This is a genomic window from Bacillus cereus group sp. MG9 (genome assembly GCF_040459995.1).
Classification (GTDB): Bacteria; Bacillota; Bacilli; order Bacillales; family Bacillaceae_G; genus Bacillus_A; species Bacillus_A mycoides.
Window position 1 is genome coordinate 3651012 of sequence record NZ_JARVHC010000001.1, and the last position, 19980, is coordinate 3670991.

The window sequence follows — 19980 nt, forward strand, 5'->3', positions numbered from 1 at the left end:
AAGGTGGTGGGACTATGGAAACAACGGAATTCCATGATACAATACAAGCCTTTTCTATTTTTTTATTGAATAAAGGCCGAAAGTCTTCAACCATTAAACGTTATGTTTATGACATTGAAGATTTTGGACATTGGTTAGAAAAAAACAAAAAGCTCCCTTCCAGTAATATATGGGCAACACTTTGTACAAAAGACTATGAAGATTACTTTTCAGACTTAAAAAAGAATCGACACTACTCTGAGAAAACAATGCATCGTGTATTTATTGTATTAAATAGAATGCATCATTTTCTTAACATTCCAAATCCATTGAAGAATATGGAAATTACTATTCAACCAAACCGTGCATTGCGTAATGAAGATTTCATTTCATCCGATGAAGAAAAAAGATTAAAGCATATAGTCACTTCATTAGAAGGACTTTCAGAAAAACAACGTCCCGTTCGTCCATTATTAATGGATCGTAATATCGCCATTTTAAGTATATTAATCGACTACGGACTATCCTTACAAGAGCTTACAGCATTAACTATGCATCACGTTCATTTTGAAACTAATACACTTTCTATTCCAGCAACCGCAGGCGTAGAAAGAACAATCACATTAGCAATCGAAGACAAAAAACAACTGTACACATATTATAAAAGTATTCCAGAACCAGTTCGTCCTAAATACCATAGTAATGACCCGTTGTTTGTTGCATTCGATTTTAACCGCGGAACATACAGATGGGTATACGAAAACGATGCACCAAAAGCACTAACAGAAATCGCTATCCAAAAAATGATCCGACTTGAAGTAGCAAGAGCGAATTTACGTAAAGGCATTTCTGGACAACATTTCCGGAACACGTTTATTTTACGCCTAATAAAAAAACAAACCCCAGAGCCAGAAATCATAAAATTAGTTGGCTTCAAATCAAAAATTTCACTAAAGCGATATTATCAATATGCTGAAAATAAAAAAAACGCCCTATAATAAGGCGTTTTTTTTATTTTTTTCTCGAAAGAATCCATTTCACTATGACCATTTAACTACTCTCTGCATCTACTATGATGAGTTTCGTTCACATTCTTATTAGAAAGGAGAGATTTAATGTCTCGCTTTAACGACAATCAAAATAAATACTCCAATCCATGCTTTCCAACTAGCGCTGGACGAATTCCAACTACCCCAACGATTCCAATTACTAAAGCGCAAATTAGAACATTCCGTGCAATCATTAACGATTTAATAAAAATAATCCCTAAACTTTTCGCCAATCCATCTCCCAAAAACATTGAGAATCTAATAGATACATTGCACCTACTAAGCAAATTCATCTGTTCACTAGACACTACTTCCGCTCTGAAAGCACAAGGATTAGCCATCATTAAAAACTTAATAACTATATTAAAAAATCCAACCTTCGTAGCAAGTGCTGTATTTGTTGAACTTCAAATTTTAATTAATTATTTACTTTACATTACAAAGTTATTCCGAATTGATCCTTGTACACTCCAAGAACTCCTTAAATTAATTGCAGAGTTACAAACTACTCTAGTTAATTCAGCTTCGTTCGGCAGAGGACCTACTGGTGCTACCGGACCTAGAGGTAACACGGGCGCTACTGGTGCTACCGGACCTAGAGGTAACACGGGCGCTACTGGTGCTACCGGACCTAGAGGTAACACAGGCGTGACTGGTGCTACCGGACCTAGAGGTAACACGGGCGTGACTGGTGCTACCGGACCTAGAGGTAACACGGGCGTGACTGGTGCGACCGGACCTAGAGGTAACACAGGTGCTACTGGTGCTACCGGACCTAGAGGTAACACGGGCGTGACTGGTGCTACCGGACCTAGAGGTAACACAGGTGCTACTGGTGCTACCGGACCTAGAGGTAACACGGGCGTGACTGGTGCTACCGGACCTAGAGGTAACACAGGTGCTACTGGTGCTACCGGACTAGAGGTAACACACCGGTGCTACCGGACCTAGAGGTAACACAGGTGCTACCGGACCTGCTACTGGTGCTACCGGACCTAGAGGTAACACAGGCGCTACTGGTGCTACCGGACCTAGAGGTAACACGGGCGTGACTGGTGCTACCGGACCTAGAGGTAACACGGGCGTGACTGGTGCGACTGGACCTAGAGGTAACACGGGCGCTACTGGTGCTACCGGACCTCAAGGTGCGCAAGGTAACACAGGTGCCACTGGACCTCAAGGTCTTCAAGGTAACACGGGTGCTACTGGACCTCAAGGCGTTCAAGGTAACACAGGTGCTACTGGACCTCAAGGTCTTCAAGGTAACACGGGTGCTACTGGACCTCAAGGCGTTCAAGGTAACACGGGCGCTACTGGTTCCACTGGACCTCAAGGTCTTCAAGGTAACACGGGTGCTACTGGTTCCACTGGACCTCAAGGTACGCAAGGTAACACGGGTGCTACCGGACCTCAAGGTCTTCAAGGTAACACAGGTGCTACCGGACCTCAAGGTGCTCAAGGTAACACGGGTGCTACTGGACCTCAAGGTGTTCAAGGTAACACGGGTGCTACCGGACCTAGAGGTAACACGGGCGCTACTGGTGCTACCGGACCTAGAGGTAACACGGGCGCTACTGGTGCTACCGGACCTCAAGGTGCGCAAGGTAACACAGGTGCCACTGGACCTCAAGGTATTCAAGGTAACACGGGTGCTACCGGTGCGACTGGACCTCAAGGCGTTCAAGGTAACACAGGTGCTACTGGACCTCAAGGTCTTCAAGGTAACACGGGTGCTACCGGTGCGACTGGACCTCAAGGCGTTCAAGGTAACACGGGTGCTACCGGTGCGACTGGACCTCAAGGCGTTCAAGGTAACACGGGCGCTACTGGTTCCACTGGACCTCAAGGTCTTCAAGGTAACACGGGTGCTACTGGACCTCAAGGCGTTCAAGGTAACACGGGTGCTACTGGACCTCAAGGTCTTCAAGGTAACACGGGTGCTACTGGACCTCAAGGCGTTCAAGGTAACACGGGCGCTACTGGTTCCACTGGACCTCAAGGTCTTCAAGGTAACACGGGTGCTACTGGACCTCAAGGCGTTCAAGGTAACACGGGTGCTACTGGACCTCAAGGTCTTCAAGGTAACACGGGTGCTACTGGACCTCAAGGCGTTCAAGGTAACACGGGCGCTACTGGTTCCACTGGACCTCAAGGCGTTCAAGGTAACACAGGTGCTACTGGTTCCACTGGACCTCAAGGTGCGCAAGGTAACACAGGTGCTACTGGACCTCAAGGTCTTCAAGGTAACACGGGCGCTACTGGTTCCACTGGACCTCAAGGTGCGCAAGGTAACACAGGTGCTACTGGACCTCAAGGCGTTCAAGGTAACACGGGTGCCACTGGACCTCAAGGTATCCAAGGTAATACAGGTGCCACTGGACCTCAAGGTATTCAAGGTAACACGGGTGCTACTGGTTCCACTGGACCTCAAGGTACGCAAGGTAACACGGGTGCTACCGGACCTCAAGGTATTCAAGGTAACACAGGTGCTACCGGTATAGGAGTTACCGGACCTACTGGACCTTCTGGTGGGCCTCAAGGTCTTCAAGGTAACACAGGTGCTACCGGTGCGACCGGACCTAGAGGTAACACGGGCGCTACTGGTGCTACCGGACCTCAAGGTGCGCAAGGTAACACAGGTGCCACTGGACCTCAAGGTATTCAAGGTAACACGGGTGCTACCGGTGCTACTGGACCTCAAGGCGTTCAAGGTAACACAGGTGCTACTGGACCTCAAGGTCTTCAAGGTAACACGGGTGCTACCGGTGCTACTGGACCTCAAGGCGTTCAAGGTAACACGGGTGCTACTGGACCTCAAGGTCTTCAAGGTAACACGGGTGCTACTGGTTCCACTGGACCTCAAGGTGCGCAAGGTAACACAGGTGCTACTGGACCTCAAGGTCTTCAAGGTAACACGGGTGCTACTGGACCTCAAGGCGTTCAAGGTAACACGGGTGCTACTGGACCTCAAGGTAACACGGGCGCTACTGGTTCCACTGGACCTCAAGGCGTTCAAGGTAACACAGGTGCTACTGGACCTCAAGGCGCTCAAGGTAACACGGGCGCTACCGGACCTCAAGGTGCTCAAGGTAACACGGGTGCTACCGGTGCGACTGGACCTCAAGGTGCTCAAGGTAACACGGGTGCTACCGGACCTCAAGGTGCTCAAGGTAACACGGGTGCTACCGGACCTCAAGGTGTTCAAGGTAACACGGGTGCTACCGGACCTCAAGGTGCGCAAGGTAACACGGGTGCCACTGGTATAGGAGTTACCGGACCTACTGGACCTTCTGGTGGGCCTCCTGGACCTTCTGGACCTCAAGGTAACACGGGTGCCACTGGACCTCAGGGTGCGCAAGGTAACACGGGTGCTACCGGACCTCAAGGCGCTCAAGGTAACACGGGTGCTACCGGACCTCAAGGCGCTCAAGGTAACACGGGTGCTACTGGACCTCAAGGTGCGCAAGGTAACACGGGTGCTACCGGACCTCAAGGCGCTCAAGGTAACACGGGTGCTACTGGACCTCAAGGTGCGCAAGGTAACACGGGTGCTACCGGACCAACGGGTGCGACTGGTATAGGAGTTACCGGACCTACTGGACCTAGCTTCCCAGTAGCAACAATCGTTGTAACAAACAACATCCAACAAACAGTAATCCAATTTAATAACTTTATTTTTAGTACTGCAATTAACGTAAACAATATTATCTTTAACGGCACAAATACAGTTACTGTTATTAACGCTGGTATTTATGTAATTAGCGTATCTATTTCTACAACTGCGCCAGGATGCGCTCCACTTGGAGTAGGAATTTCAATTAATGGAGCAGTTGCTACTGACAACTTCTCTTCAAATCTAATAGGCGACTCACTTTCATTTACTACAATCGAAACATTAGCTGCTGGAGCAAACATTTCTGTCCAATCTACTCTTAACGAGATTACGATCCCTGCAACAGGAAACACTAACATTCGTCTTACTGTATTTAGAATCGCTTAAATTTCACTATTTATTGTTTATGGCAAATAAAAAAAGAGCGAGAAACTCGCTCTTTTTTATTATGTACAATAATTCATTACTACTCTAATTCAATTGAAACATTTTTTTGTGGTACAAATGTAGAAATTGCATGTTTATAAATAAGCTGTTGCTTACCTTCTGTTTCCAGCAGGACTGTAAAATTATCAAATCCTTTAATTAATCCACGAAGCTGGAAACCATTTAATAAGTACAGCGTAACGAACGTATTCTCTTTACGGAGTTGATTTAAAAACTGATCTTGAATATTGATTGATTGCTTCATGTCGAATCCTCCTCTTTTTCTCTACTTACTATTATTCGACTTTAGTTGTAGCTTTCCTTCTATGTATCGTAAAATTTCTGACGTTTTTTCACCATCAGTAACATCGAACCACGCGACATCCATCTTATTACGGAACCACGTTAATTGACGTTTTGCATAACGGCGTGAATTCGTCTTTAATTGTGATACCGCTTCTTCTAAAGATACACGATTCTCAAAATAATCATATATCTCTTTATAACCAATCGCTTGAATAGATTGACAATCTCGCACTCCTCTTTCATGTAAACCTTTTACTTCTTCTAATAAACCTTGTTCAATCATTAGGTTAACACGTAAGTTAATGCGATCGTATAGCATTTCTCGATCCATTGTCAAGCCAATTAATGAAACATCGTACAGTAACTCATTTTCTTGTTTTTCGAGCTGGTTACTCATTTTTTCACCCGTCGTGTGAAAAATTTCTAACGCCCGAATAACACGCCTTACATTATTGGCATGAATACGCTCCGCACTTTCTGGATCTACTTCTTGCAACTTTTTATGTACATATTCCACACCGTGTTCTAATGCTAACTTTTCCATCTGTTCTCGGTATGTAGCGTCCCCAGCCTCATCTGTAAACTGGTAATCGAATAGAACAGATTGTATATAGAGACCGGTTCCACCAACAATAATTGGTAATTTCCCGCGCTCTGTAATTTCTCGAATGCACTTACGGACACTTTCTTGAAATTCCGCCACAGAAAATGAATCTTCCGGATCTTTTATATCAATCATATAATGTGGAATTCCGTCCATCTCATCTGTCGTCACCTTTGCAGTCCCGATATCCATCGTACGATAAATTTGCATGGAATCACCACTAATAATCTCACCATTCAACGCTTTTGCAAGATCGATACTTAATTTCGTCTTTCCGACAGCAGTTGGCCCAATGATGACAGCAACTTTTTCACGTTGCACTTCTCCCATATCATTCAACTCTCTTTATGTAATATACTCCATCTATTGATTATACCCAATCTTACCAATTTTAACGGCATGATTGCAAGTTCTTTGAATCCAGTACATGAAATTACACAAAAAAAAGAGCATAGCTTGTCCAATTCTGCATATACATGATAAAAAATAGCTCGGAGAGGGTGCAATGACTATGAAACAAGCGACTATCGATTTTCCATTATTAATAAAAGACCTTATTTTAGCTACTGCTACAAAAGAACAAAATTGTTCACAAGAAGAATTATACTTCGCACTAAATTGTTTACTACGTTCCTTTCATTCTACTCTTCAAGAAACAACGTTACATCCAGAAAATAAAAATACAGAGTATATGCAAACTCAATTTTGCACCGCGTATAAAATTATTACAGGTAAAACAATTTACCCTTTTCAATAATTCTTATATAAAAAAAGCGGCCGCTTAGACATTTTCAAGCAGCCGTTTTTTATTTTAATAAATTATTTTATAACTTTCACTTTAACGGATTTACGACCCCAACTATCAGCAGTGCTATCTGAACCAACTAAAACATCAATACGGTTTCCTTTAATCGCGCCACCAGTATCTCCAGCAATTGCTTCTCCATATCCTTCCACCCACACTTTTGATCCGAGAGGAATTACTTTCGGATCAACAGCAATAACTTTCATATTTGGATTCGCTGTTAAATCATGCCCCATCGCAGTTAACACACGACCACCATATGTGCCATTTTCACTCGGGTGAGCTGTGTAAGCTGTCGCTTCTACTGTTATTTCACGACCAGCAGGTTCACTTGTTTCAGTAGGTTTTGCCACTGGCTTAGTTGCCGGCTTCGCTTGCGCTACTGGTTTACTTGATGCTCCACTTTTAACTGATTCTTTTCCATTAACTGCCGTATCATTTTTAGCCGGCGCTTTCTCCTTAACTGATGTATCATTTTTAACCGCCGTTTTCACCTTAGTTGGCGCTTCATCTTGAGCTGGAACTTCTTTTCTTTCAATAACAGGTGCTGTACCTGTTAAAAATGGTATGTGAACATACGCCGCTTTCCCGCCATATTCGAATTGTAACCATTCGTTTTGTACTTGATTTGTCGTTTCAATCAAGTCATCTTTTTTAAGCGTGCCAAGAATTTCTGAATCAGTATTCGCTCCAGCACGAATGTTTAATACGTTTGCTGTTACATAATAAGAACTTTTCGTAAACTCAGCACTTACAAAAGCTTCTTTACCATCTAATTTAATTTTGGACCATCCGTTTTCTGTATTTATAACATCTAATTTATTTCCACTTAACATTTTACCTACAAGTTTTGATTCTACAGTTGGGTTTTCTCTAACGTTTAATACATCTGTTGTTACAATCGTTTCCGCTTTAGCAGAACCTGCAAAAATCCCAAGACCAAAAACTGCTGCTGTTGCTATACCTAATAATTTTTTCATGAATAGCCTCCATTTGCTTTGTTTTCGTGTTCTCATTATAGCAACAGTTTTTTGTAGAATTTCGAAAATCACACAATTACAAAGCATTCGTAATAAACGATTAATGATTTGTAACATAAATTTCCATATTAAAGAATTGTATTTCTACCAAAATTAGCAATAGTTTTCATATATTTCTCACAAATTAATATAAGAATTTTTTTCCAGAAAAAATTACAGTATTACTTTTTTGTTACAAAAAAATCACTTTTCATTACATCTTTTACCAAAATCCATCATAATCCAATTATTAAATTACTTTTTGTAACGAAAAAGGAACAACTCCTATTAGCTGTCCCTTTTTATCTTTTATTTAACTTTCTTCTTCCAAACACCTATCATAATAGCTGAAACAATCGTCCCAATTAATATAGAGAAAATGTATAGCAACGGTTTATTCACTAATGCGATAACAAACAATCCACCATGCGGTGCCGGCAATGTAATTTGGAATAACATAGATAAGGCACCCGCGATACTTGAACCAACAACACAACTTACTATTACTCGAACCGGATCGGCAGCTGCAAATGGAATCGCACCTTCTGTAATAAACGATGCTCCCATAATATAATTTGTTAAACCAGATTTACGTTCTGCTTCTGTAAATTTTGTTTTAAAGAATGTGGTTGCGAATGCAATCGCAAGTGGCGGTACCATACCACCAGCCATAACTGCTGAGTGCACTCCAAAATTCTGTGCTTCTATTGCAGCAATACCAAATGTAAATGCCGCTTTATTAATTGGACCACCCATATCAATTGCCATCATACCGCCTAAAATAAGACCTAATAATATAGCATTCGTACCGTTCAAACCATTTAACCATCCTGTTAACATTTCATTTAATGCTACTACAGGCGGATTTACTACTTTTTGCATAACAACTCCTGTAATCAACAATCCAAAGACTGGATATAACAAAACAGGTTTAATTCCTTCTAACTGTACTGGTAATCCTGAAAATAATCTTTTCAATCCTAAAACAACATATCCAGCTAAGAAACCAGCAATTAATCCACCTAAAAATCCCGCATTCGCTTGTGCTGCTAAAAACCCACCTACAACACCAGGCATAAAACCAGGACGATCAGCAATAGAACTCGCAATAAATCCAGCTAAGATTGGTACAAGGAATAAAAACGCACCTGTTTTTCCTCCCCCAATAGACATGAACAATTCAGCTAAAGGACCTTCCGCTTTTATACCACCAAACGAAAACGCTAGCGCTATTAAAATCCCACCACCAACAACGAACGGAAGCATATTACTTACACCGCTCATTAAATGCTTATAAATTCCTAGCCCTTTTTCTTTCTCTACATTTTCTGCCTTCCCATCCTCTTTTACCCCTTTAAAGATTGGTGCATCTTGTTTTATAGCTCGATTAAGAAGGATTTCAGTTTTTCTAATCCCATCGGCGACTGGTACTTGAATGACATGCTTCCCAGCAAAACGATTCATTTCTACTTGTTTATCTGCAGCTACAATAATAGCCGTTGCGCGTTCAATGTCCTCTTTCGTTAAATCGTTTTTAACACCTGTTGATCCATTCGTTTCAACTTTAATCGCTATTCCTAACTCTGCTGCTTTTGCTTTCAAACTATCCGCAGCCATATATGTGTGAGCGATACCAGTCGGACAAGCTGTAACAGCTAATACGTATGGCTCATTCCCTTCCGGCTTTGCTACTTCAACTTCTTCGTCTTCTTTTTCATTCTCTTTTTCATCAAATAAACGGAGAAGCTCATCCTCATCCTTTGCTTCTAATAATTGCTTGCGGAACCCTTCATCCATCAATAACGTAGAGAGACGAGATAACGTTTCTAAATGAGTATTATTCGCCCCTTCACTCGCAGCAATCATAAAAAACAGATGTGCAGGCTGTCCATCAAGCGACTCATAGTTGATACCGCTTACACTTCTACCAAAACAAATCGATGGTTGTTTAACGGCATTCGTCTTCGCATGAGGTATAGCAATACCTTCACCAATTCCAGTTGTACTTTGTGACTCCCGCTTTAGAATAGCTTCTTTAAATTCAGCTTTACTATTCAAACGATTAGCACCATTTAATTTCTCAACTAATTCATCTATGACAGCTTCTTTATTTGAAGCTGTCAAATTCATAATGACTGTATCCCTTTTTAATAGTTCTGTAATTTTCATATGTTGCTTCCCCCTATCGCTTAGCTACAATTACTTGCGACAATAATTCTTCTACTTTTTCCTTTGTACATAAATCCGCCGAAAATGCTGTTGCACTTCCTGTTGCAACGCCATATTGAAATGCCTTTTCAATATCTTTTGTCTGTTCATATTTACCTACAAATCCTGCAACGAGAGAATCTCCGGCCCCAACCGAATTAATTACAACACCTTTTGGAACAGTTGCTTCATATATACCTTGTGCCGTAAATAATAAAGCCCCATCTCCAGCCATTGATACGATAACATGCTCTACACCTTGTTCAACTAATTTTCTTCCAAACGGTAAAACATCTTCTACTGTTGAAATCTCTACTCCGAATAACTCACCAAGTTCATGATGATTAGGCTTTATTAAAAATGGTTTATTTTTAATTACATGTTGCAGCGCACTTCCACTTGCATCGACTACTACGCGAATACCTTTCTCAGCTCCGAGCGCTGCGATTGATTCATAAAAAGTAGTTGAGATAGACGCCGGTACACTTCCAGCTAGTACAACACAATCTCCCTGCCTCATACTTTCGATTTGTTTCATTAATTGTTCAAATTGTTCATTTGTCACATTAGGACCTTGCCCATTTAATTCTGTCTCTTCTTGCCCTTTTATTTTCACATTAATTCGGGAATCACCGTCTACTTGGACGAAGTTTGTTGTTACACCTTCCGCCTGTAATACATCTTTAATAAATCGACCGGTAAATCCACCAGTAAATCCAAGCGCTACATTTTCAACACCTAAACGATGAAGAACACGAGAAACGTTAATGCCTTTCCCTCCAGGAAATTTCATATCTTTCTCTGCTCGATTTACTGCGCCTAAATCGAAGGAATTAACTTGTACTACATAATCAATAGATGGGTTTAAAGTAACTGTATAGATCATTGTTTATCAGCCTCAATTACATTGGTTTGTCTTTTATATTTTTCTAAATCAATTTCTAAATGGTTTGTAATAATATTCGCTTCTTCAACATTGGCAATTTTCGCAAATGCAACTTCTGAGAACTTACTTTCATCAATTAAGAAATATCCTTCGTTCGCAAATGTTAATGCCATTTGTTTTAAAAGTGCCTCTTCTGGATCTGGAGTTGTAAAACCAAGCTGTTCATGTACACCATTTGCTCCTAAGAAACATTTATCAAAACGGTACTTTTGCATACTTTCCTGTGCCATAGCACCAATTAAAGCTTTCGTCCTACTCTTCATCATCCCGCCTAGTAAATACGCACGAATATTATTTTCAACTAAAGCTTCAATATGCATAAGTCCATTCGTTACGACAGTAACATCTTTATTTATTAAAAATGGAATCATTTCAAATGTTGTACTTCCTGCATCTAAATAAACGCAATCCCCTTGTTCAACAATACTAGCCGCATACTTGGCAATTTGTTGTTTTATTTGAATGTTTTTGGATGATTTTTCAATCATCGTTGGCTCCTGTCCTTTTCCTGTTAAAACAGAGGCACCACCATGAACTCTTTTTAATAACCTTTGTTTTTCTAATTGTGCTAAATCACGACGAATTGTCGATTCAGAGCTTTCTGTTCTTTCAACTAATTGTTGTAATTTAACAACCTTCTGCTCTTTTACAAGTTGCAATATCATTTGATGACGTTCAGGAGTTAACATTTTATTCACCTCTTCTTTGATTACAGTATAATGAAAACGATCACAAAAATCAACCATAAACAGTCAAAAATAATCACTATCAATCAAAACCGGTTATAAATAAAAAAAGAAACCTATTTGATACAACAATCAAATAGGTTTCTTCTCTCGCTTCACTTATAAAGAAGCTTTATAAATTGCAAGAACATCATCTTTATTTAATTTTTTAAAGTTACCGAATTCACCATAAGCCATCGCTTTATCCGCCATTAAGTCAATTTCACTTTCTCTAATAGCGTAATCAGCTAATGTTACTGGAGCTTCAATTGAAGTCCAAAATTGACGTAACGCCTCAATTCCCTCTAATGCAACCTCTTTATCTGTCTTCCCATCTGTTTCTACATCGAATACACGAATAGCGAACTGTTTAAAGCGACTCACATTTTCATCTATAACATGCTTCATCCAATTTGGGAATAGAATCGCGAGTCCGCCCCCATGCGGTATGTCATGAACAGCAGAAACTGCGTGCTCAATATTATGAGTTGCCCAGTCTCCTTTTACTCCCATCGCTAAAATGCCGTTTAACGCCATAGTACCGCAATATAAAATGGTTTCCCTATGCTCATAATTTTCTAAATCACTTAAAAGCTTAGGAGCTGTTACAATTACTGTTTTTAAAACAGATTCACAATAACGATCTTGTAGTTCTGTATTTGTTCCATGGTGGAAATATTGCTCTAATACGTGCGACATAATATCTACCATACCGTAAATTGTTTGATCTTTCGGTACAGATGCAGTATGAACTGGATCTAAAATCGAAAACTGCGGGAAAGTAACTGGGCTACCCCAGCCATATTTTTCATTCGTTTCCCAGTTTGTAATGACAGAACCAGCATTCATTTCAGAACCTGTTGCCGCAAGCGTAAGTACCGTACCAAATGGTAATGCATCACTAGCAAATGCTTTTTTCGTTACAATATCCCATACATCTCCATCATATTTACTACCAGCAGCAATCGCCTTCGTACAGTCGATTACACTTCCTCCGCCAACCGCTAAAATAAATTCGACTCCATTGTCTTTACAAATTTGAATCCCTTTCTTTACTGTTGATAAACGAGGATTCGGTTCAACTCCTGTCAACTCAAATACTTCCGCATTTATATCCTTTAAAATAGAAATTACATTATCATAAATACCATTTCTTTTAATGCTGCCTCCCCCGTACACGAGAAGAACTTTTTTACCGAACTGTGGAATTTCCGTTTTTAACTGCTCTAACTGTCCTTTACCAAAAATAAGTTTTGTCGGATTACGAAATACAAAATTTTGCATATATCTTTACCATCCCTTCTATATAAAAAGCAACTATACTTTTGTATACCACAATTTTTTCATTTCACAAAAATATTTGCCTAATAAAAAAATCCCAGCCTACAGGCTGAGATTTTTTTTATTGATAATAAGGTGAGATCATTAAGTAAACAATAACACCAGATAAACTCACATATAACCAAATCGGCATCGTCCAACGTACAATTTTACGGTGACGTGTTAATTGATTCGTAAAACCAAACACAAGTGCAAACAATGCAAGCGGTACAATAATTGCTGCTAGGATAATATGTGTAATTAAAATGATGAAATACACATATTTAATGAATCCTTCTCCGCCAAAATGTGTTGCTGGCGCCAAGTAATGATACGATAAATAAGAAACACAAAATAGCAACGTCGTTGTAAATGCTGCTAGGATGAAACCACGGTGCATTTTCACATTCTTCTTAATAATAGAGTATAAAGCTGCTAATAAGAATACGAACGTAAAGCTATTAAAAATTGCATTTAACATTGGTAAAATTGTTACATCAAAATGTACTTCTCCTTCATAGCCAACAGGTCCAAAGAACAAAAATAAAATAATCGCATTTACAATTACAGAAAGCGTTATCACAATAGGAGCATAGCTTTTCTGATTCGTTGATTGATCCACCAAAATGGTCACTCCTCTTCCTTCAAATATGTATACGTAACCTCACTATTTTAACATATTATTCACAGTGTAAATGTGACAATAGTTTGACACAGTAAGACAAAGCAAAGAAAAAAATCCTTCTTAATAAAACTTCTTAAGAAGGATTTTATCGCTTTATTATTTAAATAGCAATGTAATTAGTTTTTGTTAAAAAACGTACTGCTATACGCTTGATATATTTCAGACACTTGATATCCCATTAATGAAATTGCTGTTAATGAAAAGAAACCAATCATAAGAAATCGAAACCACATATAAATCTCCTCCTTGTATTTAGCTTAAAAAGCAGTCGCTATATTACAAGTTGAGTGGCACTCTTCATCGTCACTTTCCTTTTTCTTTACAATTGCTGTTATAAATCGAATCATAAAGAAAATCACAAAAGGAAATTGTTCATAATTTACCTTGGCATAGTTTGGCAACGGCTCGCGCTGCACATCGAACGGAGATGAGAAGGAATAGAACATACCTTGCTCTTCCATATATACAATTACAATTTTCATACAAAACATTATTCCTAGAAATGAAACAATATCTTGCCATTCTGTCGTATATAAAAAGTTATACAGCTCTAATACGTACTCTTCCATCGTCATCCCCCCTTCCTTTTTTACCATTTTGCTCTCCTTCATATAAAAAGTCAAGAAAAAGTTTATATTCACTATGACAATAGTAATTACTCTTTTCTTTACTTATATATGAAGCTTTTCTAGCAATGATTGGATGTGATTTCCCTCGCAAATAAGAAATTCGAATCGCATAACTTTCCTTTCAATTCTAATTACCATTTTTCTTCAATACAAAAACTGAAAGTTCAGGTCTACTCCAAAACCTGACAGGCATTCGAGTCGTTCCAATACCACGATTTACGTATAAATGTAACAGCTTACTCTTCCCTTCTAATTCATACATACCTTCAACATGACTCTCAGCTAGTTTTGTAGTAATTAAAGGACCTACAAAAGGAATTTGAACTTGTCCTCCGTGACTATGTCCTGACATTTGAAAATCGACTGGATAACGAGATACTTTATCTACAACATCCGGCTCATGTATTAATAGCATATTGAAATCTTGTTGTCTTAAGTTTTTTAAAGTCGAGTCTATTTGTGGCTTCCCTAATAAAAAATCATCCAAACCTGATATTGTAATATACTTGCCGTTTTCCCCTTTAATTTTCTGCACTTCATTTACTAACACAGAAAAACCAGCTTCCTCCATATACTTTTTGTAAAATAAACTACCGCCCCCACCTCTATCATGATTCCCAAACACAGCATATTTTCCTAGGGGAGCTTTAATTTTCTGCAAAATAACCTTTGCTTCTTCTCTTTCCGCACTATAGGATCCAAACTTATCTATTAAATCTCCTGTAAAAACTACTATATCTGGATGTAATTCATTCATCTTCTCCACCAAATTTTCTAGTTGTTTCAATGTAAAATCTGGTCCTAAATGTACATCTGAGAACTGCAATATTTTTTTATTATTAAACTCTTTAGGAATTGTAGGAGCTTCTATTTCATTCCACGTAACTGTTACTAGTCTTCTTTCTATTTCAGTCGCATAGAAATACAAACTTACTGGTATCATTAATATACTTATGAAACTAATAATAAATATCTTTACGATTGATTTTTTTCGTTCTTTTTTTACATGATGCGTATTCATGTTTTCACCTCTAAAATCACTTTAAATCCTTATTGTTACATTAATGTGACAACATGAACAATGTTCGTTATATCCAATTTCATCCCCACTCACTTTGACAAATTTATACAGAAGCCATATCATATTTTTATCATACATAGATTCTTTAAAATGTTCCTTCTATTCATTCTATCATTTTATTGAGGAGAGATTATTCATGTCTGTATTTACACCAGAAGAAATTACGGAACTTGCTGCTAATTCTGGAAGAAAAAAAGCTCATTTATCATTGCTCCCTATGCTAATTCTCGGTTTTTTTGGTGGTGCTTTCATAGCATTAGGATATTTACTTGATATCCATGTTATCGGAACAATGCCAAAATCTTTGGGATCATTTACTAGCTTTTTAGGTGCTGCCGTATTCCCTATCGGTCTTATACTCGTTATCCTTGCAGGCGGTGAATTAGTAACTGGCAACATGATGACCGTTGCAATGGCATGGCTTCACAAAAAAATCGACTTATTTCACTTCATACGAAATTTAGTTATTGTTACGTTTAGCAACTTCATAGGTGCTATATTCGTCGCTTATTTTTTTGGTCATATCGTCGGCTTAACGGAGGGAGCTTTTTTAGCAAAAACAGTTACTATTGCACAAGCTAAACTACAAGATACACCACTGCAAGCCTTCATTTCTGCAATCGGGTGTAATTGGCTCGTTTGTTTAGCTGTTTGGCTCAGTATGGGAAGTAAAGAATTTATCGGAAAGATTGTCGGTATTTGGTTCCCTGTTATGACTTTTGTTGCGATTGGATTTCAACACGTTGTAGCCAATATGTTTGTCATCCCAGCTGCAATTTTTTCTGGTCATTTAACTTGGGTTGAATATTTTCCAAACTTCATTTTTGTTTTCTTCGGAAACTTAGTAGGGGGTATGTTATTTGTAGCATTACCTTATTTCATATCTTATAATAAGAAACTACCTTCCAATAAAGAGCAAACTGCATTAAAGAAAAAATCTGTATCCGCTTAAATTGAATGTCTATAAATTGGTCCTAAAAAATATTACAAATTTCATTTTTTTTGCGAATATATGTACGTACACTTGTTCTCGAATGTTTTATACGTTATAATAACAACTTAAATAGCATTATTTACATATGAGGTGAAAAACATGAATAAGACAGAATTAATTAAAAACGTAGCACAAAACGCTGAGATTTCTCAAAAAGAAGCTACTGTAGTTTTACAAACTGTAGTAGAATCAATCACTAACTCTTTAGCTGCTGGCGAAAAAGTACAACTTATCGGATTCGGTACATTCGAAGTTCGTGAAAGAGCTGCTCGTACAGGCCGTAACCCACAAACGGGTGAAGAAATGCAAATCGCAGCTTCTAAAGTACCTGCTTTTAAAGCTGGTAAAGAACTAAAAGAAGCTGTAAAATAATGAAAAATAGCCTTCTCATTTATGAGAAGGCTATTTTTTTCATGACATAATTAATAAAAATTTGACCATTATGCTGCTTATTTTGTTCCTTTATGCAAATAAAACCTTTGCTTTCAAAGAAAGGTTTTGCTGTAATACTCGCCTCTGTATATATATCCCTATGCTGCAAGTTCACTGCTTCTTTTTCTAACTTCTGTAGTATGTATGATGCTATCCTTTTTCCTTGATAATCTTTATGCGTAAATAAGCGATCTACGTAATGATCATCATTATAATCCCCAAATCCCACTATCACACCTTTATAATCAGCAACGTAACAAATATTCTTTTCTAAAGACTGTAGCCATCTCTCTCTATCTAGTCGCTCTGGGGCCCACGCCTGTAGCTGTAACTCGTTATAATCTTTTGCATTCACCGTATGAACCGTTTCATAGAACAATTGTAATACTTGCTCTAAATCCTCCTTCTGGAATGTTCTAATTTTAATATCTTTAAACATATGTAAAACTCCTTATCAAACTAACTCTTTTATTTCGGTTATCCGGATAATTATTTCGTGTTTATTTTCGAAACAGTTTCTTCCACTATATATGATTCTACTTCTGCTCTTTCTATATTATATCGACTTTTCCTTCTAAACGAACAATAAACAATACTTATACAAAGTATTGTTTATTGTAAAAAAGCATATTAAATTCGCTTTATAGCTAAAAGTGTTTAAGATTTCAATTTAACTCTTTGTAATCTTAATGCATTTAATACGACTGATACAGAGCTAAATGCCATTGCTGCACCTGCAACCCAAGGAGCTAAGAAACCGAGCGCCGCAATTGGAATTCCTAGGCCGTTATAAGCTAACGCCCAGAATAGATTTTGCTTAATATTTCTAATCGTCATTTTACTCATGAAAATTGCATCAGCAATACTATTTAAATCACCACGGATTAACGTAATGTCTGCCGCTTCCATCGCTACATCCGTACCTGTTCCAATTGCCATACCGATATCCGCCGTAGCAAGTGCAGGAGCATCATTTATTCCATCTCCAACCATTGCTACTTTCTTACCTTGCGCTTGAAGTTTTTTCACTTCTTCTGCTTTTCCTTCAGGTAATACTTCTGCAATTACGTGATCAATACCAACTTGCTTAGCGATTGCCTGAGCAGTTTGTGTGTTATCTCCTGTAATCATAACAACGTCTAGACCCATTTTCTTAAGTCTTGCGATAGCTGCTTTTGAAGTATCTTTTACAGTATCTGCAACGGCCACTATACCAGCATATTCTTTATTGATCGCAATAAGCATTGCTGTTTTTCCTTCTCGTTCTAGCTCTTCCATCGATTTAGAAACTTCTTCAATATCAATATCGAATTTCTTCATTAATCGACGTGTACCAATTAATAATTGTTTCCCTTCTACGACTGATTCGATACCGAATCCTGGAATCGCTTCAAACGTTTCTGAACTTGGGATATCAATTTTCTTTTCTTTAATTCCTTCTACAATCGCTTCTGCAAGTGGATGTTCAGAATTTTTTTCTGCCGCACCTACTAAACGTAGTATTTCTTCTTCATGGAATCCATCTGCTACAATTACATCTGTTAAAACAGGCTTCCCGTTTGTCACAGTACCTGTTTTATCTAGAATAACTGTATCTAATCGGTGCGTTGCTTCTAAATGTTCTCCACCTTTAAATAAAATACCATACTCAGCTGACCTTCCTGATCCCGCCATAATAGATGTAGGTGTCGCAAGACCTAAAGCACATGGACAAGCAATAACAAGTACTGCTATCATTTTCTCAAGTGCTCCGCCAAAATCACCAGGTGTAACAAATATCATCCACACCGCAAATGTAATAATAGCAATTACAACTACAACTGGTACGAAAATACCAGAAATTTGATCAGCTACCCTTTGAATAGGAGCTTTTGAACCTTGAGCCTCTTCTACTACTTTAATAATTTGAGCTAATGCAGTATCTCTTCCTACCTTAGTTGCTTTAACTTTTAAAAATCCATTTTTATTCATTGTAGAGCCAATTACTACATCCCCAATTGTTTTATCAACAGGAATACTCTCGCCTGTTAACATCGATTCATCTATCGCTGATTTTCCTTCTACAATTTCTCCATCTACTGGGATTTTTTCACCAGGTTTAACATAGACAACATCACCAGCTACCACTTCTTCGATTAAAATTTTCATCTCTGTTCCATCTCGCACAACTGTGGCAGTTTTCGCTTGTAGTCCCATCAACTTTTTAATAGCTTCTGATGAACGCCCTTTTGCTCTCGCCTCAAATAATTTACCTAAAATAATTAAAGTAATAAGTACCGCACTCGTTTCAAAATATAAATCTGTCATATGTTCTGAAGAACCAATCGACCTAATACTTAAATACACACTATAGAAATAAGCTGCGGACGTTCCAAGTGCCACAAGAACATCCATGTTTGCACTTTTATTACGTAACGCTTTATAAGCCCCAACATAAAACTGGCCTCCAATTATAAACTGTACTGGAGTTGCAAGAGCTAGCTGCACCCAAGGGTTCATAAGCATATCAGGTAAATAAATAAATGATGTAAATGAGAAATGACTTACCATTGCCCACAGTAACGGGAATGATAAAATAAACGAAATGATAAATTTCTTCTTTTGTCGTTCAATTTCTTGTAAGCGATGATCAGTTGATCCATCTTGCTCATCTGATTTCACTTCCAATTTATATCCTAATTTCGTGATTGCACTCTTCATTTCATTTACATTAATTTCATCAGGATTAAAATCTACTGTAGCTGATTCCAAAGCGAAATTTACTGTCGCTCCGTTCACACCTTCTAACTTATTTAAACGCTTTTCTACTCTATTCGCACATGCTGCGCATGTCATCCCTGAAACAGTAAACTCAGCTTTATCACTTACAATTCCATATCCTAGCGACTCAACTTTTTCCTTAAATTGTTGTGGATTTGTTTTATGGGGATCATACATTATTTTTGTTTTTTCAAGTGCAAAATTTACATTTGCATCATGAACACCTTCTACTTTTTTCAGGCCTTTTTCAATTCTATTTGCACAGGCTGCACATGTCATGCCTGATATTTGGAGATTGGCCTCTTTTTTTTCATTCATGTCTCTCACCTCTATATACCCTTATAAGGTATAATTTTTAGCAAAATAAATCGTACTCCATATAAAGTACGATTTATTTCT

At 38.5% G+C, this 19980-nt stretch carries 18 protein-coding genes; 6 read left to right on the top strand and 12 right to left on the bottom strand.

Translation table 11 applies throughout. The features are described 5' to 3' along the window. The first annotated feature begins 14 nt into the window (after positions 1–14). From QCI77_RS18655 to QCI77_RS18660, 3 genes are all read left to right on the top strand, one after another. Positions 15–977: a tyrosine-type recombinase/integrase gene (locus tag QCI77_RS18655; protein ID WP_002137832.1), complete on the top strand. Its 963-nt coding sequence runs from the start codon at positions 15–17 to the stop codon at positions 975–977. A 117-nt stretch (positions 978–1094) separates the two neighbouring features. Further along, the gene (locus tag QCI77_RS30960; protein WP_483298981.1) at positions 1095–1979 is read left to right on the top strand and encodes a collagen-like repeat preface domain-containing protein; all 885 of its coding nucleotides are present in this window, start codon (positions 1095–1097) and stop codon (positions 1977–1979) included. 97 nt (positions 1980–2076) lie between these two features. Beyond that, complete coding sequence (locus QCI77_RS18660) at positions 2077–5028, top strand: Gly-Xaa-Xaa repeat protein (RefSeq protein ID WP_483298982.1); 2952 nt, start codon at positions 2077–2079, stop codon at positions 5026–5028. A 79-nt stretch (positions 5029–5107) separates the two neighbouring features. Here QCI77_RS18660 and hfq read toward each other — a convergent pair whose 3' ends face one another. Both hfq and miaA read right to left on the bottom strand, forming a co-directional pair. Further along, complete coding sequence (hfq, locus tag QCI77_RS18665) at positions 5108–5332, bottom strand: RNA chaperone Hfq (RefSeq protein WP_000813896.1); 225 nt, start codon at positions 5330–5332, stop codon at positions 5108–5110. Between the two features lie 21 nt (positions 5333–5353). Continuing rightward, positions 5354–6307 carry a tRNA (adenosine(37)-N6)-dimethylallyltransferase MiaA gene (gene miaA / locus QCI77_RS18670; RefSeq protein ID WP_002142786.1) on the bottom strand — a complete coding sequence of 318 codons (954 nt, stop codon included), beginning with the start codon at positions 6305–6307 and terminating at the stop codon, positions 5354–5356. A gap of 181 nt (positions 6308–6488) precedes the next feature. Between miaA and QCI77_RS18675 the strand changes: the two genes are divergently transcribed. Next, complete coding sequence (locus QCI77_RS18675; RefSeq protein ID WP_002014695.1) at positions 6489–6734, top strand: hypothetical protein; 246 nt, start codon at positions 6489–6491, stop codon at positions 6732–6734. A gap of 62 nt (positions 6735–6796) precedes the next feature. Here the strand turns inward: QCI77_RS18675 and QCI77_RS18680 are convergent, their stop codons facing one another. The 8 genes from QCI77_RS18680 to QCI77_RS18715 form a co-directional block, all read right to left on the bottom strand. Then, the gene (locus QCI77_RS18680) at positions 6797–7762 is read right to left on the bottom strand and encodes a 3D domain-containing protein (RefSeq protein WP_078185574.1); all 966 of its coding nucleotides are present in this window, start codon (positions 7760–7762) and stop codon (positions 6797–6799) included. Between the two features lie 348 nt (positions 7763–8110). Continuing rightward, positions 8111–9970, bottom strand: a complete 1860-nt coding sequence (locus QCI77_RS18685) for a PTS fructose transporter subunit IIABC (RefSeq protein ID WP_353825346.1) — start codon at positions 9968–9970, stop codon at positions 8111–8113. A gap of 13 nt (positions 9971–9983) precedes the next feature. Then, a complete protein-coding gene (pfkB, locus tag QCI77_RS18690; protein WP_033709381.1) occupies positions 9984–10895 on the bottom strand; it encodes a 1-phosphofructokinase in 912 nt (303 codons plus the stop codon). Continuing rightward, positions 10892–11644, bottom strand: coding sequence for a DeoR/GlpR family DNA-binding transcription regulator (locus tag QCI77_RS18695; RefSeq protein WP_002128628.1), 753 nt, complete (start codon positions 11642–11644; stop codon positions 10892–10894). The genes pfkB and QCI77_RS18695 overlap by 4 nt, the downstream gene beginning before the upstream one ends. Before the next feature lie 156 nt (positions 11645–11800). Further along, positions 11801–12964 (bottom strand): iron-containing alcohol dehydrogenase, encoded by a 1164-nt coding sequence (locus QCI77_RS18700; protein WP_088292510.1) that lies wholly within the window; start codon positions 12962–12964, stop codon positions 11801–11803. A gap of 118 nt (positions 12965–13082) precedes the next feature. Further along, entirely contained in the window at positions 13083–13625 is a 543-nt protein-coding gene (locus QCI77_RS18705; RefSeq protein WP_000228316.1) for a DUF420 domain-containing protein, read from the bottom strand. Positions 13626–13942: 317 nt separating this feature from the next. Next, positions 13943–14281: a hypothetical protein gene (locus tag QCI77_RS18710; RefSeq protein ID WP_078175321.1), complete on the bottom strand. Its 339-nt coding sequence runs from the start codon at positions 14279–14281 to the stop codon at positions 13943–13945. Between the two features lie 160 nt (positions 14282–14441). Further along, positions 14442–15335 (bottom strand): metallophosphoesterase, encoded by an 894-nt coding sequence (locus tag QCI77_RS18715; protein ID WP_113769720.1) that lies wholly within the window; start codon positions 15333–15335, stop codon positions 14442–14444. A 196-nt stretch (positions 15336–15531) separates the two neighbouring features. Here QCI77_RS18715 and QCI77_RS18720 point away from each other — a divergent pair, with 196 nt between their 5' ends. Further along, entirely contained in the window at positions 15532–16347 is an 816-nt protein-coding gene (locus QCI77_RS18720) for a formate/nitrite transporter family protein (protein WP_113769721.1), read from the top strand. 141 nt (positions 16348–16488) lie between these two features. Next, on the top strand, positions 16489–16761 hold the full coding sequence (locus QCI77_RS18725; protein WP_002033657.1) for an HU family DNA-binding protein: 273 nt from the start codon (positions 16489–16491) through the stop codon (positions 16759–16761). Positions 16762–16780: 19 nt separating this feature from the next. Here QCI77_RS18725 and QCI77_RS18730 read toward each other — a convergent pair whose 3' ends face one another. Both QCI77_RS18730 and QCI77_RS18735 read right to left on the bottom strand, forming a co-directional pair. Then, complete coding sequence (locus QCI77_RS18730) at positions 16781–17260, bottom strand: GNAT family N-acetyltransferase (RefSeq protein ID WP_002033656.1); 480 nt, start codon at positions 17258–17260, stop codon at positions 16781–16783. A gap of 218 nt (positions 17261–17478) precedes the next feature. After that, positions 17479–19899, bottom strand: a complete 2421-nt coding sequence (locus QCI77_RS18735; RefSeq protein WP_353825347.1) for a heavy metal translocating P-type ATPase — start codon at positions 19897–19899, stop codon at positions 17479–17481. Between the last annotated feature and the right edge of the window lie 81 nt (positions 19900–19980).